This is a genomic window from Luteibacter anthropi, from assembly GCF_011759365.1.
Classification (GTDB): domain Bacteria; phylum Pseudomonadota; class Gammaproteobacteria; order Xanthomonadales; family Rhodanobacteraceae; genus Luteibacter; species Luteibacter anthropi.
Genome location: NZ_JAARLZ010000001.1, coordinates 531,577 through 547,299, shown reverse-complemented (window position 1 = coordinate 547,299; position 15,723 = coordinate 531,577). Strand labels below are relative to the sequence as shown.

Genomic DNA, 15,723 nt, shown 5'->3' with positions numbered 1-15,723 from the left:
TACCGTGTGGGTTCACGGCATCGGCCTGTGGGCGCCGGGAGCGTCGGACTGGCATGGCTTCAGCGACATCGTGGCCGGAAAGGCAGAACCCTCCGCCAGCACACGCCCGAATGCCGACATCCTGCCGCCGAACGAGCGCCGCCGCGCACCGGAAAGCGTGCTGCTTGCCGCCGCCGTAGCCGGACAGGCCGTATACATGAGCGGCCTCGATGTGGCGACACTTCCCTGCGTCTTCGCCTCGGCGCACGGCGACCAGGCCATCACCGACTACATGTGCGAGACGCTGGCGCATGCGCCGCGAGAGCTGTCGCCAACGAAGTTCCATAACTCCGTGCACAACGCACCCGCGGGCTACTGGACCATCGCCACGCACTGCCATGCGGCCTCCAGCGCGGTATCGGGTGGACATCACGCCTTCGGTGCCTGCCTGCTGGAAAGCGCCGCGCAGGCCGTGGCCGATGATCGCCCCGTGCTCATGGCCTGCTACGACATCGCCGGCAGCGGCCCGCTGGGCGAGATGACCGACAGCACCGGCGCCTTCGCCGTGGCCCTGGTGCTGTCGCCGCATGCGCAAGGCGCGGCCGCACGCATGGATCTCACGCCCGAGCCGGGCAATATCGGCACGCAGGCCAGCGGCGATGCCTGGCTGGACACGCTTGCCGCAAGCAACCCCAGCGCCCTGTCTGTGCCATTGATGGCGGCGCTTGCGCGAACACATGCCACCGCCCTGCGCCTTCCCGCAGCGCAGGGACTCGATCTGCACATCGACCTGGGTTACCCCGCATGAACGCATACGTCGACCGCAACTGTGTACTGATTCCCTGCCTCAACGAGGAAAAGGCAATCGGCCGCGTGGTGGCCGATGCACTCTTGCTGGGCCTGCCGGTGATCGTGGTCGATGACGGTTCCACCGATCGCACGCCGGATATCGTAGCTGCGCTACCGGTAACCCTGATCCGCCATCCGCAGCGCCGGGGCAAAGGCGAAGCGCTGCGTTCGGGCTTTCGCGAAGCACTGCGCATGGACTGCGACGGCGTGGTAACGATGGACGGCGACGGCCAGCACCTGGCATCCGATATTCCCGCCATTCTCGACGCCGCTCGCAGCTATCCGGACAGCATCGTGATCGGCGCGCGCCTGCTCGATCGCCAGCAGCAGCCGAACGGTCGCCGCCGTGCGAACGCCGTGGCTGACTGGGGGATTTCCTGGGCATGCGGAAGGCCGATCGTGGATACACAGAGCGGCCAGCGTTTCTATCCGCGCGCAGCGCTCGACCTGGTCGACCTGCATGCGGAGAATTTCGTCTTCGAGGCCGCCCTGCTCATCACGGCCTGCCGGGAGCGCGGCATCGGCGTCGTCTCGGTACCCATCGCTTCGCGCTACCAGGGCGAATTCCGGCTCAGTCACTTCCAGCCGGTGCGCGACGTGACCCGCATCACCACCTACACCATCGGTCGCGTCTTCCACTACGGCGACATCCTGGCCAGCTACCGCCGCTCGCGCAGCCTGCCCACCATCATCGACGACCACCCCATCACCATGTAGGAGCGCGCCTTGCGCGCGACCGGTTGTCGCGAAATCGCCAACGTGCGGGCCATTCCGGTCGCGCGCAAGGCGCGCTCCTACAAGGGCGGATTGGTCTCAGGGTTTGAGATGTCGCTCGCGCACACTACGTCGGTCGGCCCGGAGGGGCCGGTCAGGCTCCTCATCAGTCACCCTTTTCCGCAGCCCCTCCGGGCCGCCGGTCATGCCGGCGGATGAATCACCGCCACCCTGCCCGAGGCGATCTCGCGGCCATCGTGTTCGATGCGGAAGGTGTACTGCGCTCCGTTGTCGTCCGCCATCAGGCACTGCGCGTAGACATCGAGACGCCCCGGCAAGTCGTCGACGCGCTGCACCGCCAGAACGACACCTCGCAGGCTCACGAGCATGCCGGGCCGCGGCGGCCTGCCACCCTCGCGCGCTGCTTTCAATGCACCGTGCACCGCCGTCGCCTGCGCACCATATTCCGCCAGATGCACCGCATGCATGCCGTCCGGCCCGCGCAATGGATGCGTCGGCGAGACATGGGTGCTGCTCCACGCATGAATGGTGTCGTCATCGAAGCGATCCACCCCGTCGAGCAGGCACATATCGCCCGCATGCGGGATGAGGTCGATGAAATCAGTCTTCGCGTACATGCGGGGCCATCAGGATGGACAGGCAGAAATGGAAGGCAACGCCGAGTGCCACGGTGAGACCGATGGCGCGCAGCACGGGAATGCTGGACCACGCGAGCATGCCGAACACCAGCAGGGCGGACAGCACGCAGACGATGGTGGCGTGCAGCGTACGACGCTGCTCTGCCGCGTCACCGGTATCCCGCTCGAAGAACAGCGCGTAATGCAACCCGAGACCCGCGGCGAGAATCAGCGCAACGAGATGGAACAGCGAGATGGGAATACCCGCCATGCGCTCGACACCCAGTACAAGAAAGGTGGCGAGGGTCATCGGCGCCAGTACGTGCCATGCCCGTCGCACGCTGCGCAGGGCGACGGTGATGGTGACGAAGAGCAGTGCCCCCGCCGCGAGCACGGCATACAGGATGCGCGTGCGATAGGCGGCGACCAGTGATTCCGATGCGTCCTTCAGGTCGAGCAGCCGCACGTCGACGCCCGTGGCATACAACGCGTGCCCGATGGCCTGCGGGTCACGCACCCCGCTGAGGGTGGATAGCCCCACCCAGTGATCGTCGCGGTGCACCAGCATGGCGGCAAGGCGCTGGCCCAATGCCGAACGGGCGAACGCTTCCGGCGTCAGCGACGGCAGGTTGCGCGCCGCTTCGACGTCGCTGACGAAGGGAGCGAATAGATCCTTGCGAAATGGCATGCCGGACAAGGCCGCATCGAGATCGTGATCGAGGGTGGCCTTGTCCGGCAGTTTCGCCTGCCGCGCACGCTGGGTCGCCCTATCCGGCAGGTACACCGATGCCAGTTCGTACCCATCGAGTGCCTTCGCCTTCACCAGCGAGTCCATGATCGGTTCCAGCTTTCTTGACGCCACCAGCACGCCGTCGGCATCGGCGGCCTGTACCACGAGCAGATAGCGCACGTCGGGTGCACCCAGCTCGCCGCGCAGGCGGGCGTCGGTCATGAGCAGGTCGCGCGGCACGGGCGTAAGCGCCGAAAGATCGTTCTGCCAGAACGGACCGGGCGCAAGGAAAAGCATCGCCAGCACGGCAAGCGTGACCGGCACCGGCAACCAGCGCGGACGCGGCAACGCATCCAGCCATACGCGCAAACGCGCCAGGCCGGGCGTATCCGCCACGTCACGCACCTGCACGGGCAGCAGATGCGGCAGGAGGTAGCGCGTGGACAATCCGGCGGCGAGCAGGCCGCTGATGGTGAAGACGGCCAGCTGCCGCAAGCCACCTACGCCCGACGCATAAAACGCCAGGTAGGCGATGCACGCGGATGCGATGGCGGTCAGCAGCAGTGGCCACAGGCCGCGCACGCTGGCTACCGCCGATTCGCCGGCACGGCGATGACTGAGCAAGCGGATCGGGTATTCCTGCGCCACGCCCAGCAGGGTGAAACCAAAAGCCAGGGTGATGCCGTGCACTTCGGGGAACATGGCCAGCAACGCGGCAATACCCGCCAGCGCACCGGTAGCCACCGGCAAGGCACCGAGCAGCAGGCTGCGTACGCTACGATAGGCCAGCAACATCAGCACGATGAAACCCACGGTGGAGATGCGGCCGATCCAATCAGCCTGCTCGCGTGTCTGCGCGTTCACCAGCACGGTGAAATAACCCGGGCCGCTGATCGTGAGACGGGCATCCTTGCCACCGGGCAGCGCGGCGAGCGCCGTGCGGATGTGCTCCACGGCCTCGCCCTGCCTTGCAGGATCAAAACCCGCGCCACGCGTCTGCGCCAGCAACAGTGCCTCGCCCTTCGATGAAAACCAGACGCCTTCGCGCACGTCCGGCGAGTGGGGCGGCGTCCAGCGCTCCGCGATCTTCAGCACTTCAAGCGTGGGATCGCGGGGCAGTAATCCCTTCAGAAGGCTTGCGGCCGGTGAGCTGAGGTCATCAAGGCGCTGCTGCAACTGATCGGCGAGGTAATCTTCATCGAAGGCCTGCGTGTCCAGCGTCGGTGACAGCAGATAACGATAGGGAAGCAGATTCTCGTCCAGCGCACCCATGTCGAAATCGCCATTCACCACCTGGGTGAACTCGGGATCCTTGCGCAACGCAATCGCAAGGCCGCGGCTCCATGTCGCTTTCTGCACATCATTGCCGCCGTCGATGGCGAGCAGCAGCAGTCGCGAGCCCGGGCCTTCGCCCACCTGCTCCATCAGCAGCTTCTGGTCCGGCGTGTCGGGCGCCGGCATGAAACTGCGCAGATCGGTGCCGATCTTCAGGTGCTGCGATGCGAACCAGCCCAGCAGGGCCAGCAGCAGCAACCACAGGATGAGCAGACCGAGGCGAGCCTGCTTCACATCGCGCCGCCACACTGGGCAATGACATCGGCAAGCTCCGGCTCCGCGACCATGTGACCGGCCAGATCGCCAAGCATGTCGATGGTGGTATCGCCATCCTTCTCGTTCATGCGCATGCAGCGCGGCTGGTTGCCGCTGCCGTAAACCTGGATGGAAACGATCTGTTTCGCGAGGCTGGGGTCGCGCGGTGCGAGGGTCAGTGCCCAGCGATCGGCATCACGTCCCAGCTGCACGTCGAAGGCGTCGTCCAGGCGCGACGCATCGCCGCCAAGCAACGCGACGAAGCTGTCGAGCAGGATCCGCAGCTGCGGCGCACGCTTCAGTGAAAACGTGCGCGGCTTGCGACCTTCACGCTCCTGGGTCACCTCGCCATCGGCAATGGTGGAGACTTCTTTCGCCGGCTTGTCGACGCGGCGCTCGAGCTTGTCGCCACCCAGCCAGGCAAGCTCACCCGACACCACCAGCGGCTTGTCGAGCACTTTCATGAAGCGGGCTTCCGCAAATGGCGTACGTGCCGGCGCGGGACGTTTCAGCGACGCGACCAGCGCCTTGGCATCCGCCGGTTCAGGCGTCGGAGCGGCGAGGCATGCCAGTGGCAACAGCAGGCTCGTCAGCAGGACCCATTTCTTGCCAGAAGTCATAGAAGTTGAACCAGTTGTAGGGATAGGCACGGCAATAATGCTCGATGCGCGCGGCATAGCGCCCGACGATATCGTCCAGGGCTGCCGCGCGGCCAGCACGCGGGATGTCGATGGCAGCCGCGAAGGGCTCGAAGATCAGCCGGTAGCGGTCGCCGCCCAGGTAAAGGCCCATGCACAGCATGACAGGCACTTTCAGGGCGGACGCCAGCAGCCACGGGCCCACGGGAAAGTCGGCCGGCGTGCCCAGGAACGACACCGTGCGCGAGGCTTCGCCCCGATGTCCCCGGTCGGCCAGCAGGGCCACCATATGTCCCTGCGCCACGCCCTCGGCCATCGCCAGGGCCACGGAGGCACCCCCCAGCGAGGCGTCGATCACGGCAGCGCCCACTTCCGGCGCCAGCGCTTCCAGCATGGCGGTCATGGCAGGGGTCTTCTGCTTGTCGAGTACCACCCGCAACGGCGCGTCGGGGCTGTGTGCGCCCAGTGCGCGCAGGGCTTCGAAGCTGCCCTGGTGCGAGCCGATCAGCAGCACGCCGCTGCCGCTACGGATGCGTTCGTTGAGTTCGGCCAGTCCCTCCACTTCCACGCGGAAATCGCGATCTCCGCGTGCAAGGAAGAACAGGCGGTCGAGCAAGGTGGCCGCGAAGAAATGGACATGATGAAAGACATCACGCGTCGTGACCGGGCGACCCAGTGCACGCTCCAGGTACAGACGCGAAGCCTGCCTTTCGTCGGCGCGACGCACGAAGAAATACAGGGTGATCGGATAGAGCAGGACACGCGTGACCCGGCGCCCCAGGTGCAAGGCGATGGTGCGGATCAGCCAGAACGCAAAGCGACCGCCGCCTTCCCGCTGCTGCCAGTGGCTCATACGACGCCCTCCAGCGTGCCGCGTACCAGTACGTCGTCGCCGCGGCGGATGGTGAAGCGGAAGCGATTTGCTTCGAGCGCCACCAGCTCAAGCAAGGCGCGCTGCTCCGGCAGGAGCGGCGCGAGGAATTTCGCGTCGATGACCTGGCGCGTTGCCATGCCACGCCATTCGCGCAGCGCATCGGCCGCCTGCTCCAGCATCAGCACCCCGGCCACGATCGGTCTGCCCGGGAAATGCCCGGCAAAGCTGGGGTGGTCGGCGTCGAAGCACAGCGGGCGGACGAAGGACGCGATGTCGGCGGTGTCAGTCATCGGCGAGGCTTCCGGCAGGGGCGTTCTGGGCGATGTCGCCTCCCAGCGAAGCATGCCTGGACGAACTACAGCGTGAACGGCACTCAGGCCGCAGCGCGGTGCTGCTCGATGTGATCGGACAGCGAGCGCAAGCTCGTGAAGATGGTGCGATTCTCGGGGTTGTCTGACTTCAGCTGGAAGCCATAGCGCTTGGAGACGGCCAGGGCGATTTCCAGCGCGTCGATCGAATCCAGGCCCAGCTCGCCCCCGAACAGCGGCGCATCGGGATCGATGTCGGCCGGCTTTACCGAGTCGAGATTCAGGCTGGAGATGATCAGTTCTGCGAGTTCTTGCTGTGCTGCGTTTTGCGTTGCCATCTGTAGTTCCAGGCTCCCGGATGTCCTGCCTCCCCCCGGATGGCAGCGGCCGCGGAGTGTAACATACGGCCTCGCGGCGCCTGATCGACAGGGTTCAGGCACATGAAAGCCACCCGAACGTCTTCACGACGTGAGCCCACGGGCGGACGCTATGATGCCGTCACGTTCCGCCATGGATCCCGTGATGCCCCAAGGCCGCGAAATGCGCGATCACGCGCCGTCCACCCGCCCCGCGCCCCGGGTGGGCTACCTAACCGGCACGGCCGGGCCCTCGTCGCGGACCCTGGTCCGGCTCCGCTTCGATACGACGCCCTCCCCGGGGGATGCGCGGATACTTCACGTTCCGCTGCCGCCCCTGGGCGACGCTCCCGCTGAGGTATGGGAGGTCGAAGGAGAGGTCAGCCACGGCATCCAGGACGACGTGCGCTGGTCATGCGGCGGCGGATGGCTCTTTGCGGCCATCGAGGTCCACGAGGCTGATCACGGCGGCCCTGAAGAAACCGCTGCCCATGCTTACGGGCAACTTTCCCGCTTCGTGGAAAACAGTGATACCGGACATGTGCAGCGTATCTGGAATTACCTCGGCGACATCAACCAGGGCACGTCCGATGAAGAGCGCTACAAGCGCTTCTGCACCGGGCGCATCCGTGGTATGGGAACTGTGTTCTCGCAGGGTTTTCCCGCGGCGACCGCCATCGGCCATCACGGCGACCCGGGCCTGCTCCAGGTCTACCTGCTTGCCACCGATGCAGCCGGTACGCGTGTCGAGAATCCCCGCCAGGTGAGTGCGTGGCGCTACCCCAGGCAGTACGGCGTTACGCCGCCGAGTTTTGCGCGCGCCACCCTGCTGCCCGATGACGATGTGCTGGCGATTTCAGGAACGGCCGCGGTCGTCGGCCATGCATCTGCGCATGCGGGCGATATCGGTGCACAGCTGGAAGAGACGGCACGCAACCTGGATGCGTTGCTGGCCGCAGCAAACCTGCCTGCCGGTTTTGATGGGAATGCTCCATTGAAGGCCTATGTGCGCCATCCCGGGCATGCGGACATCGTGCGGGCCTTCGCGGCACAGCGCTGGCCCGACGCGCCGATGCTGGTATTGCATGGCGATATCTGCCGCGAGGAGCTGCTGGTGGAAATCGACGGCTGGCGCTATCGCTGATCCGTGCGATGCCGCTGACATGGGCGGCATCGCTGACCTATGCGCTGCCGCTTATCTGCGCGCTACCGCTCACCTGTGCGCTACCGCTCACCTGTAGGAGCGCGCCTTGCGCGCGACCGGTACGGAGCTTTGGGTGGATCGCCCTGAACCGGTCGCGCGCAAGGCGCGCTCCTACAAGGTCACTGTTTTTTTGTGGGGCGCTTCCAGCTTTCGATGCTGGTCTGCTGCGCGCGGGTCAGGGTCAGCGTGTCTTTCGGCGCATCCCGGGTAATCACCGAACCCGCACCGATGGTGGCGCCATCGTGCAACGTGACGGGCGCCACGAGCGAACTGTTGGAACCCACGAACACGTTGTCGCCGATCGTGGTGCGGCTCTTGTTCACGCCATCGTAGTTGCAGGTGATCGTACCCGCACCGATGTTCGTTCTGCTGCCGATCACCGTGTCGCCCAGGTAGGAAAGGTGATTGGCCTTGGAGCCTTCGGCGATCCGTGCGTTCTTCGTCTCGACGAAGTTGCCGATGTGCACGCCGGCCGCCAGGTCAGTGCCGGGACGCAGGCGCGCAAAGGGGCCGATCGTGCAGGGACCATGCGTGACCACGCCATCGATGTCGCAATGGGACAACACCACAGTGCCCGCAGCCAGCGATGCATTGCGCACCCGGGTGAAGGCACCGATGCGCACGTTGTCGCCCAGGGTGACCTCGCCCTCGAGGATCACGTCGATATCCAGCTCCACGTCGCGTCCCGCCGATACCTTGCCGCGCACATCGAGGCGCGAAGGGTCTGCCATGCGTACGCCGGCAAGCGCCAGTTCGCGGGCCATGCGACGACGATACAGGGCTTCCAGCTCGGCCAGCTGCCAGGGATCGTTGGCGCCGGTCGCCTCCGTGGCATCGCAATCGATGCACGCGGCCGGGGCAGCTTCCGCAGCCGCCATGGCGAAGACATCCGTCAGGTAATACTCGCGCTGCGCATTGGTATTGGTAAGACGCTGCGTCCATGCCAGCAGTGCCGCGGCGTCACCGGCAATGATGCCCGTGTTGATGAGGTCGATCGCCCGCTCGGCGGCACTGGCGTCCTTTTCCTCCACGATATGGCGGATCTTGCCGGCGGCATCCAGAACGACACGGCCATAACCTCGCGGATCGTCCACGCGGGTGGCGAGCATTGCCAGCGAATCGTCGGCTGTCGCCAGCTGCGACAGTGTTTCCGGGCGGATCAGCGGCACGTCGCCATAGAGCACCAGCACCCTGCCCTGGAGCAGGCCTTGCGCCTGGAGGTTTTCGAGCGCAACGCGTACGGCGTGGCCCGTGCCCAGCCGCTCGGTCTGTTCGATCCAGCCCAGTGAACCATCGGCGGCAAAGGCATCGCGTACCTGCTGACCATTATGGCCATATACCACATGGATACCTGCAGGATCGAGGCTACGAGCCGCGTCGATGACATGAGCCAGCAAGGGCCGGCCAGCCAAGGGCATCAGCACCTTGGCGAAGGCGGATTTCATGCGCTTGCCCTCGCCAGCGGCGAGGATGAGGACGTGGAGCGGTTCTGCTGTCATGGATGATGCATGCCATGGAAAACGTGACGCGAACTGTCGCGCTTTTGCTGCCCCGTGCCAAGTCGGCCGGGTGGCCTGTCATTTATCCCTGGGCCGTTCCGTCAGATGCTCAAGGTTGGGCTTATAGGCCTGGACGAAGGCATTGCGCAGGATGCCGAGGATCGCCTGCACCGTGGAGACGCTGCGATCGTCGATGGTGCCGGAGATGGGAACCCGGGTGGCGAACTGATCGTTCTCGTGGTTCTTGAAGACCTTGGTCACGCCTTCGGCCACGGCCTCGTAGGCAAGCTTCAAGGGGTTCTTCTTTTCCTGCTCCACGTCTTGTTTCCAGCTGAATATCTTCAGCCCGCGAAACAGCGGCTTCGCATAACCTTCGATATGACGATCCCTGGCCTGCAGCTCCATCACGAAATCGCCTTCGCCACCTGCGAAATCCAGGCCGGTATAGGCGCGCGCCAGTTCGTTCGCCTTCACCAGTTTGATGTTCTTCACCGTGAGCTGGTAGTGGAAATCGCCCGACTTCTCCAGCGGATCAAACTCTGCCGAGGCCTCCAGCGGTGCATCGCCCAGGACTTTGGCCGTCGCATGCAGGTGGGCCACGCGTGAGCCGCCCTCGCGCTGCACATTGGTCAGGTTGCTGACCTGTGCCTCCACCGAGGCCATCTTCAGGTCCACCTTGGGGCTGGAGACGAAGTTATTGAAGGTGACCGTGCCGTTGTAGACATTCAGCTCATCGATGCGCGTGGGCACGATGGCACGCAACTGCTCGCGCCAGTCCACGCCCTTACCTGTCTGGGTATCGCCCTCGCCGCGTCCGTCGACGAAGTTCACCACCGGATCGAAGAACTCGACCTTGCCGCGCAAGTGTCCTTTGACCAGCGCCCGCCAGCTGAGGGCGATTTCGGTACGCGGTCCCTCGAACAGGGGCACCGGCACCTTGCCATCCACCTTGACGATCTTCATGGTGTTGATCGTGTACGCGCCGCGCCATAGGTGGATATCGATATCGTCGATATGGCCGGAGTACGAGCCCATGTGCGCGAGCCGGCCGTTGAGCTGCTGGAGCACGACGTAAGGCAATGCAATCCGCGCCGCCAGCAGGATGAGGGCAACGGCAAGGAGGGTCCAGAGACTGTGGCGGTAGCGGACGTGCATGGCCGGCAGTGTGGAAGGCCCGGGGTCATCGGAAGATGAAGAGCCGTCAGTCTGCTCCTACAATGGGCCCCCCAAAAAAAACCCCGCCGGGGCGGGGTTTTTTCGAAGCGTCAGTGCTTGAGCGTCTTTCGCATGCGCTCCAGGGCCTGGAGCTGCGCGAGGGCTTCGGCCAGCTTGGCCTGGGCCTCGGCGACGTCGAGCTGCTCGCCGCGGTTGGCCAGGGCGGCCTCGGCTTCTTCCTTCGCCTTCAGGGCGGCCGCCTCGTCGAGGTCGGCCGCGCGGGCGGCCGTGTCGGCGAGGATCGTGACAACCTGCGGCTGCACCTCGAGGATGCCGCCGGAGACGTAGAACTGCTGGCGCTCGCCGTTGCTGCCGACCACGTCCACGTGGCCCGGCTTCAGGCGGGTGATCAGCGGCGCGTGACGCGGCGCGATACCCAGCTCGCCAAGCTCACCGGTGGCGACCACGAGCGTGGCTTCGCCGGAGAAGATCTCGGCTTCGGCGCTGACGATGTCGACGCGGATGGTATGGGTCATGGGCTGGATTCCGTCAGTGGAGGATAGGAGGGAAGAAGGCGCTTACGCGGCCTTCTTCGCACCCATGTCCTCGCCCTTCTTGATGGCTTCGTCGATGCTGCCGACCATGTAGAAGGCCTGCTCCGGCAGGTAGTCGAGGTCGCCGTCGAGAATCATCTTGAAGCCGCGGATGGTTTCCTTCAGCGGCACGTACTTGCCCGGCGAGCCGGTGAACACTTCGGCCACGTGGAACGGCTGCGAGAAGAAGCGCTCGATCTTGCGGGCGCGCGACACCGAAGCCTTGTCTTCCGGCGACAGCTCGTCCATGCCCAGGATGGCGATGATGTCCTTCAGCTCCTTGTAGCGCTGCAGGGTGCCCTGGACGCGACGAGCGATGTCGTAGTGTTCCTGGCCGATCACCGAGGCATCGAGCTGACGGCTGCTGGAAGCCAGCGGATCCACGGCCGGGTAGATACCCAGCGAGGCGATGTCACGGCTCAGGGTCACGGTCGCGTCGAGATGCGCGAAGGTGGTGGCCGGCGACGGATCGGTAAGGTCATCCGCGGGCACGTACACGGCCTGGATCGAGGTGATCGAACCGGTCTTGGTCGAGGTGATGCGCTCCTGCAGGACGCCCATTTCCTCGGCCAGCGTCGGCTGGTAACCCACGGCCGACGGCATACGGCCGAGCAGCGCGGACACTTCGGTACCGGCCAGCGTGTAGCGGTAGATGTTGTCGACGAAGAGCAGGACGTCCTTACCCTTGCCCGAGGCGTCCTTCTCGTCGCGGAAGTACTCGGCCATGGTGAGGCCGGTGAGCGCGACGCGCAGGCGGTTGCCCGGCGGCTCGTTCATCTGGCCGTAGACCATCGCGACCTTGTCGAGGACGTTGGAGTCCTTCATCTCGTGATAGAAGTCGTTGCCTTCACGCGTACGCTCACCCACGCCGGCGAACACGGACAGACCCGAGTGCGCCTTGGCGATGTTGTTGATGAGCTCCATCATGTTCACGGTCTTGCCCACGCCGGCGCCGCCGAACAGGCCGACCTTGCCGCCCTTGGCGAACGGGCACATCAGGTCGATGACCTTGATGCCGGTTTCCAGCAGTTCGTTCGCGGTGGCCTGCTCGTCGTAGGACGGGGCTTCGCGGTGGATGACCCACTGTTCCTTCTCGCCGATGGGGCCGGCTTCGTCGATCGGGTTGCCGAGCACGTCCATGATGCGGCCGAGCGTGGCGCCGCCGACCGGCACCTTGATGCCTTCGCCGGTGTTGCGGGCGACGAGGTTGCGGCGCAGGCCGTCGGTGGAGCCGAGCGCGATGGCGCGCACGATGCCGTCACCGAGCTGCTGCTGCACTTCGAGGGTGATCTCGGTGCCGTCGATCTTCAGTGCGTCGTAAACCTGCGGTACCTGATCGCGCGGGAATTCGACGTCGACGACCGCGCCGATGATCTGAACAACTTTGCCCTGGCTCATGGAATGCTCCGGATGAATCTTCGTAAGGTTCTGGTGAGGCGCCGCGTGATGCGTCGCCATCGCGTGTAGTTTTCGGTCAGACCGCGGCGGCGCCGCCGACGATTTCCGAGATTTCCTGGGTGATCGCGGCCTGACGTGCCTTGTTGTAGACGAGCGTCAGTTCGCCGATGACCTTGCTGGCGTTGTCCGACGCGGCCTTCATGGCCACCATGCGCGCGGCGTGTTCGCTGGCGAGGTTTTCCAGTGCGGCCTGGTACACCACGGACTCGATGTACCGCGTCATCAGGTGCTCGAGCACCGTGCGCGCATCGGGTTCGTAGATGTAGTCCCAGTCGTGGGTCTGCTCCAGCTTCACGCCTTCGCTGGCCTTGCCTTCGGCGCCTTCCAGCTCGCTGGCCACCAGCGACACCGGGAGCAGGGCCTCGATGACCGGCTTCTGCACGATGGTGTTCACGAAGTCGTTGTAGACCAGGAACACGCGATCGAGCTTGTTGTCGGCATAGGCATCGAGCACGACCTTGATCACGCCGATCAGGTCTTCGAGCTTCGGCTTCTCGCCCAGGTGCGTGGCCGAACCGATGAGGTTCACGCCCTTGATGCGACGGAAGAACTGCACGGCCTTCTGGCCGATGGCCACCACGTCGATCTCGGCGCCCTTGCCCTGCCACTCGCGGATCGAGGCCAGCGTGCGGCGGAACAGGTTGGAGTTGAGGCCGCCGGCGAGGCCGCGGTCCGTCGACACCACGATGAAGCCGACGCGCGCGACATTCTCGCGCTCGGTGAGGAACGGATGCACGAAGTCCGTGCTGGCCTGGGCAACGTGCGCGATGACCTTGCGCATGAGGCGCGCATAGGGACGCGAGGCCTTCATGAGGTCTTGCGCCTTGCGGATCTTCGACGCCGAGACCATTTCGAGCGCACGCGTCACCTTGCGCATGTTCTGCGTGCTCTTGATCTTGGTTTTGATTTCGCGGCCGCTTGCCATGGCTTACTCGTCTGTAAAGGGTGACGCCGGATCACGGGACGGGCGATGTCGCCGCCCCGTGGGTCTCGCTATTACCAGCTACCGGTCTTCTTGAACTCGTCGGCGGCCGACTTGAAGGTCGCCTCGATGTCCTTGTCCCAGTCGCCGGTCTTGTCGATCTTCGCCATCAGCTCGCCGTGGTTCTGGCGGAAGAAGGCATGCAGGCCCTTCTCGAAGGCGAGCACCTTGTTGACCGGCAGGTCGTCGAGGTAGCCCTTCTCGGCCGCGTAGACCGACACGCCGAGCTCGGCGATCGACAGCGGGGAGTACTGCGCCTGCTTCATCAGCTCGGTGACGCGCTGGCCGCGATCAAGCTGGGCGCGGGTGGCGGCATCGAGATCCGAAGCGAACTGCGCGAACGCAGCCAGCTCGCGGTACTGGGCGAGGGCGAGCTTCACGCCGCCGGAGAGCTTCTTGATGATCTTGGTCTGGGCAGCACCACCGACGCGCGACACCGAGATACCGGCGTTGACGGGCGGACGGATACCGGCGTTGAACAGATCCGTTTCAAGGAAGATCTGGCCGTCGGTGATCGAGATCACGTTGGTCGGCACGAAGGCCGAAACGTCACCGGCCTGGGTTTCGATGATCGGCAGCGCGGTAAGCGAACCGGTCTTGCCCTTCACTTCGCCGTTGGTCATCTTCTCCACGTACTCGGCGCTGACGCGCGAGGCGCGCTCGAGCAGACGCGAGTGGAGATAGAAGACGTCGCCCGGATAGGCTTCGCGACCCGGCGGACGCTTCAGCAGCAGCGAAATCTGGCGGTAGGCCACGGCCTGCTTGGAGAGATCGTCGTACACGATGAGCGCGTCTTCGCCGCGGTCACGGAAGTACTCACCCATGGCGCAGCCGGAGTACGGCGCGACGTACTGCAGGGCGGCGGCTTCGGAAGCCGAAGCGACGACCACGATGGTGTTGGCCAGCGCGCCGTTCTCTTCGAGCTTGCGCACCACGTTGGCGATCGAGCTGCGCTTCTGGCCGATGGCCACGTAGATGCACTTAATGCCCGAGTGCTTCTGGTTGATGATCGCGTCGATGGCGACGGCGGTCTTGCCCGTCTGGCGGTCGCCGATGATCAATTCGCGCTGGCCACGGCCGATCGGGATCATCGAATCGATGGACTTGTAGCCGGTCTGCATCGGCTCGTCGACCGACTGGCGCCAGATCACGCCCGGAGCAACCTTCTCGACCGGGCTGGTGCCCACGGCGTCGATCGGGCCCTTGCCGTCGATGGGGTTGCCCAGCGCGTCGACGACGCGGCCGAGCAGGCCCGGGCCGACCGGCACTTCGAGGATGCGGCCGGTGGTCTTGGCGGCATCGCCTTCGCGCAGATGCTGGTACTCACCGAGCACCACAGCGCCGACCGAGTCGCGCTCGAGGTTCAGCGCGAGGGCGTAGGTGTCGTTCGGCAGCTCGATCATTTCGCCCTGCATCACATCGGCCAGGCCGTGGATGCGCACGATGCCGTCGGACACGCTGATGATCGTGCCTTCGTTGCGTGCCTCGGCGCCGAGCTTGAACTGCTCGATGCGGGTCTTGATCAGCTCACTGATCTCGGACGGGTTCAGAGTGGTGCTGGACATGGTCGGTTCCTTGGGTTGCGCCGCTCTCACGGCACCCGGTGGTATGAGAATCTCGTATCAGTGCGTCAGCGCGCTGGCCAGCCGTTGCAGGCGGCCTCGCGCCGAACCGTCGATGACCTGCTCGCCCGTGTCGATGACGACACCGCCGAGCAACGTCGCATCGACGTGCGTATCCAGTTCGATCTCGCGCTTGAAGCGGCGCTTCAGCGATGCGCGCAGCGTTTCCGTCTGCGACGCGTCGAGATCCAGTGCGCTCGTGACCTTGACCTTCAGGGTCGACTCCGACTCCAGCTTGTACTGGTCGTAGAGCGCGGCGATTTCCGGCAGGAGCACCATGCGGCCGTTTTCTGCCAGTTCCTCGAGGAAACGGGCGAACGGCGCATCGGCGGCCATGCCTTGCGGAAGATGGATCGCAACGAGCTGCGTCGGCAGCACGCGCGGATCGTTGCCGAGGCCGGCGACCTGGGGGTCGACCGCAACCGCGGCGGCGAAATTCAGCGCTGCCGACCAGTCGGCAAGCGCACCCGACGCGTGCGCCACCTCGAAGGCGGCGCGCGCGTAGGGACGGGCGAGGGTGAGCGCCTGGGCCAT

Annotated in this window: 16 protein-coding genes; 3 read left to right on the top strand and 13 right to left on the bottom strand. The window is 65.2% G+C overall.

Translation table 11 applies throughout. The features are described from left to right. Positions 1-4: 4 nt before the first annotated feature. Positions 5-787: a beta-ketoacyl synthase chain length factor gene (locus HBF25_RS02325; protein ID WP_341778021.1), complete on the top strand. Its 783-nt coding sequence runs from the start codon at positions 5-7 to the stop codon at positions 785-787. Beyond that, positions 784-1,545, top strand: coding sequence for a glycosyltransferase family 2 protein (locus tag HBF25_RS02320; protein WP_166946167.1), 762 nt, complete (start codon positions 784-786; stop codon positions 1,543-1,545). The genes HBF25_RS02325 and HBF25_RS02320 overlap by 4 nt, the downstream gene beginning before the upstream one ends. 200 nt (positions 1,546-1,745) lie before the next feature. Here the strand turns inward: HBF25_RS02320 and HBF25_RS02315 are convergent, their stop codons facing one another. From HBF25_RS02315 to HBF25_RS02290, 6 genes are all read right to left on the bottom strand, one after another. Further along, on the bottom strand, positions 1,746-2,180 hold the full coding sequence (locus tag HBF25_RS02315; RefSeq protein ID WP_166946165.1) for a hotdog family protein: 435 nt from the start codon (positions 2,178-2,180) through the stop codon (positions 1,746-1,748). Next, positions 2,164-4,479: an MMPL family transporter gene (locus HBF25_RS02310; protein WP_341778020.1), complete on the bottom strand. Its 2,316-nt coding sequence runs from the start codon at positions 4,477-4,479 to the stop codon at positions 2,164-2,166. Before HBF25_RS02310 ends, HBF25_RS02315 begins: the two co-directional genes overlap by 17 nt. Beyond that, positions 4,476-5,120 carry a LolA-related protein gene (locus HBF25_RS02305; RefSeq protein ID WP_166946163.1) on the bottom strand — a complete coding sequence of 215 codons (645 nt, stop codon included), beginning with the start codon at positions 5,118-5,120 and terminating at the stop codon, positions 4,476-4,478. Before HBF25_RS02305 ends, HBF25_RS02310 begins: the two co-directional genes overlap by 4 nt. Beyond that, on the bottom strand, positions 5,044-5,991 hold the full coding sequence (locus HBF25_RS02300; protein ID WP_166946161.1) for a lysophospholipid acyltransferase family protein: 948 nt from the start codon (positions 5,989-5,991) through the stop codon (positions 5,044-5,046). Before HBF25_RS02300 ends, HBF25_RS02305 begins: the two co-directional genes overlap by 77 nt. After that, positions 5,988-6,302 carry an ApeI family dehydratase gene (locus HBF25_RS02295; protein WP_166946160.1) on the bottom strand — a complete coding sequence of 105 codons (315 nt, stop codon included), beginning with the start codon at positions 6,300-6,302 and terminating at the stop codon, positions 5,988-5,990. Before HBF25_RS02295 ends, HBF25_RS02300 begins: the two co-directional genes overlap by 4 nt. Positions 6,303-6,385: 83 nt before the next feature. After that, entirely contained in the window at positions 6,386-6,658 is a 273-nt protein-coding gene (locus HBF25_RS02290) for a phosphopantetheine-binding protein (RefSeq protein ID WP_166946158.1), read from the bottom strand. A 184-nt stretch (positions 6,659-6,842) separates the two neighbouring features. Here HBF25_RS02290 and HBF25_RS02285 point away from each other — a divergent pair, with 184 nt between their 5' ends. Continuing rightward, on the top strand, positions 6,843-7,820 hold the full coding sequence (locus HBF25_RS02285; RefSeq protein WP_166946156.1) for a chorismate transformation FkbO/Hyg5 family protein: 978 nt from the start codon (positions 6,843-6,845) through the stop codon (positions 7,818-7,820). Between the two features lie 179 nt (positions 7,821-7,999). On the opposite strand, the gene glmU is transcribed toward HBF25_RS02285, so the two are convergent. The 7 genes from glmU to HBF25_RS02250 form a co-directional block, all read right to left on the bottom strand. After that, positions 8,000-9,379: a bifunctional UDP-N-acetylglucosamine diphosphorylase/glucosamine-1-phosphate N-acetyltransferase GlmU gene (glmU, locus tag HBF25_RS02280; RefSeq protein ID WP_166946154.1), complete on the bottom strand. Its 1,380-nt coding sequence runs from the start codon at positions 9,377-9,379 to the stop codon at positions 8,000-8,002. A 78-nt stretch (positions 9,380-9,457) separates the two neighbouring features. Continuing rightward, positions 9,458-10,534, bottom strand: coding sequence for a DUF748 domain-containing protein (locus tag HBF25_RS02275; protein WP_166946152.1), 1,077 nt, complete (start codon positions 10,532-10,534; stop codon positions 9,458-9,460). Between the two features lie 110 nt (positions 10,535-10,644). Next, a complete protein-coding gene (locus tag HBF25_RS02270) occupies positions 10,645-11,070 on the bottom strand; it encodes a F0F1 ATP synthase subunit epsilon (protein ID WP_166946150.1) in 426 nt (141 codons plus the stop codon). Positions 11,071-11,112: 42 nt separating this feature from the next. Beyond that, positions 11,113-12,525, bottom strand: coding sequence for a F0F1 ATP synthase subunit beta (atpD, locus tag HBF25_RS02265; protein ID WP_166946148.1), 1,413 nt, complete (start codon positions 12,523-12,525; stop codon positions 11,113-11,115). Between the two features lie 76 nt (positions 12,526-12,601). After that, entirely contained in the window at positions 12,602-13,510 is a 909-nt protein-coding gene (gene atpG, locus HBF25_RS02260) for a F0F1 ATP synthase subunit gamma (protein ID WP_166946147.1), read from the bottom strand. Between the two features lie 71 nt (positions 13,511-13,581). After that, the gene (atpA, locus tag HBF25_RS02255; protein ID WP_166946145.1) at positions 13,582-15,132 is read right to left on the bottom strand and encodes a F0F1 ATP synthase subunit alpha; all 1,551 of its coding nucleotides are present in this window, start codon (positions 15,130-15,132) and stop codon (positions 13,582-13,584) included. 57 nt (positions 15,133-15,189) lie between these two features. Then, positions 15,190-15,723: a F0F1 ATP synthase subunit delta gene (locus HBF25_RS02250; RefSeq protein WP_166946143.1), complete on the bottom strand. Its 534-nt coding sequence runs from the start codon at positions 15,721-15,723 to the stop codon at positions 15,190-15,192.

Coding starts and splice junctions, on each gene's coding strand:
- HBF25_RS02320 (WP_166946167.1), top strand. CDS start 784: ATGAACGCATACGTCGACCGCAACTGTGTACTGATTCCCTGCCTCAAC.
- HBF25_RS02315 (WP_166946165.1), bottom strand. CDS start 2,180: ATGTACGCGAAGACTGATTTCATCGACCTCATCCCGCATGCGGGCGAT.
- HBF25_RS02305 (WP_166946163.1), bottom strand. CDS start 5,120: ATGACTTCTGGCAAGAAATGGGTCCTGCTGACGAGCCTGCTGTTGCCA.
- HBF25_RS02300 (WP_166946161.1), bottom strand. CDS start 5,991: ATGAGCCACTGGCAGCAGCGGGAAGGCGGCGGTCGCTTTGCGTTCTGG.
- HBF25_RS02295 (WP_166946160.1), bottom strand. CDS start 6,302: ATGACTGACACCGCCGACATCGCGTCCTTCGTCCGCCCGCTGTGCTTC.
- HBF25_RS02290 (WP_166946158.1), bottom strand. CDS start 6,658: ATGGCAACGCAAAACGCAGCACAGCAAGAACTCGCAGAACTGATCATC.
- HBF25_RS02285 (WP_166946156.1), top strand. CDS start 6,843: ATGCCCCAAGGCCGCGAAATGCGCGATCACGCGCCGTCCACCCGCCCC.
- glmU (WP_166946154.1), bottom strand. CDS start 9,379: ATGACAGCAGAACCGCTCCACGTCCTCATCCTCGCCGCTGGCGAGGGC.
- HBF25_RS02275 (WP_166946152.1), bottom strand. CDS start 10,534: ATGCACGTCCGCTACCGCCACAGTCTCTGGACCCTCCTTGCCGTTGCC.
- HBF25_RS02270 (WP_166946150.1), bottom strand. CDS start 11,070: ATGACCCATACCATCCGCGTCGACATCGTCAGCGCCGAAGCCGAGATC.
- atpD (WP_166946148.1), bottom strand. CDS start 12,525: ATGAGCCAGGGCAAAGTTGTTCAGATCATCGGCGCGGTCGTCGACGTC.
- atpG (WP_166946147.1), bottom strand. CDS start 13,510: ATGGCAAGCGGCCGCGAAATCAAAACCAAGATCAAGAGCACGCAGAAC.
- atpA (WP_166946145.1), bottom strand. CDS start 15,132: ATGTCCAGCACCACTCTGAACCCGTCCGAGATCAGTGAGCTGATCAAG.
- HBF25_RS02250 (WP_166946143.1), bottom strand. CDS start 15,723: ATGGCCCAGGCGCTCACCCTCGCCCGTCCCTACGCGCGCGCCGCCTTC.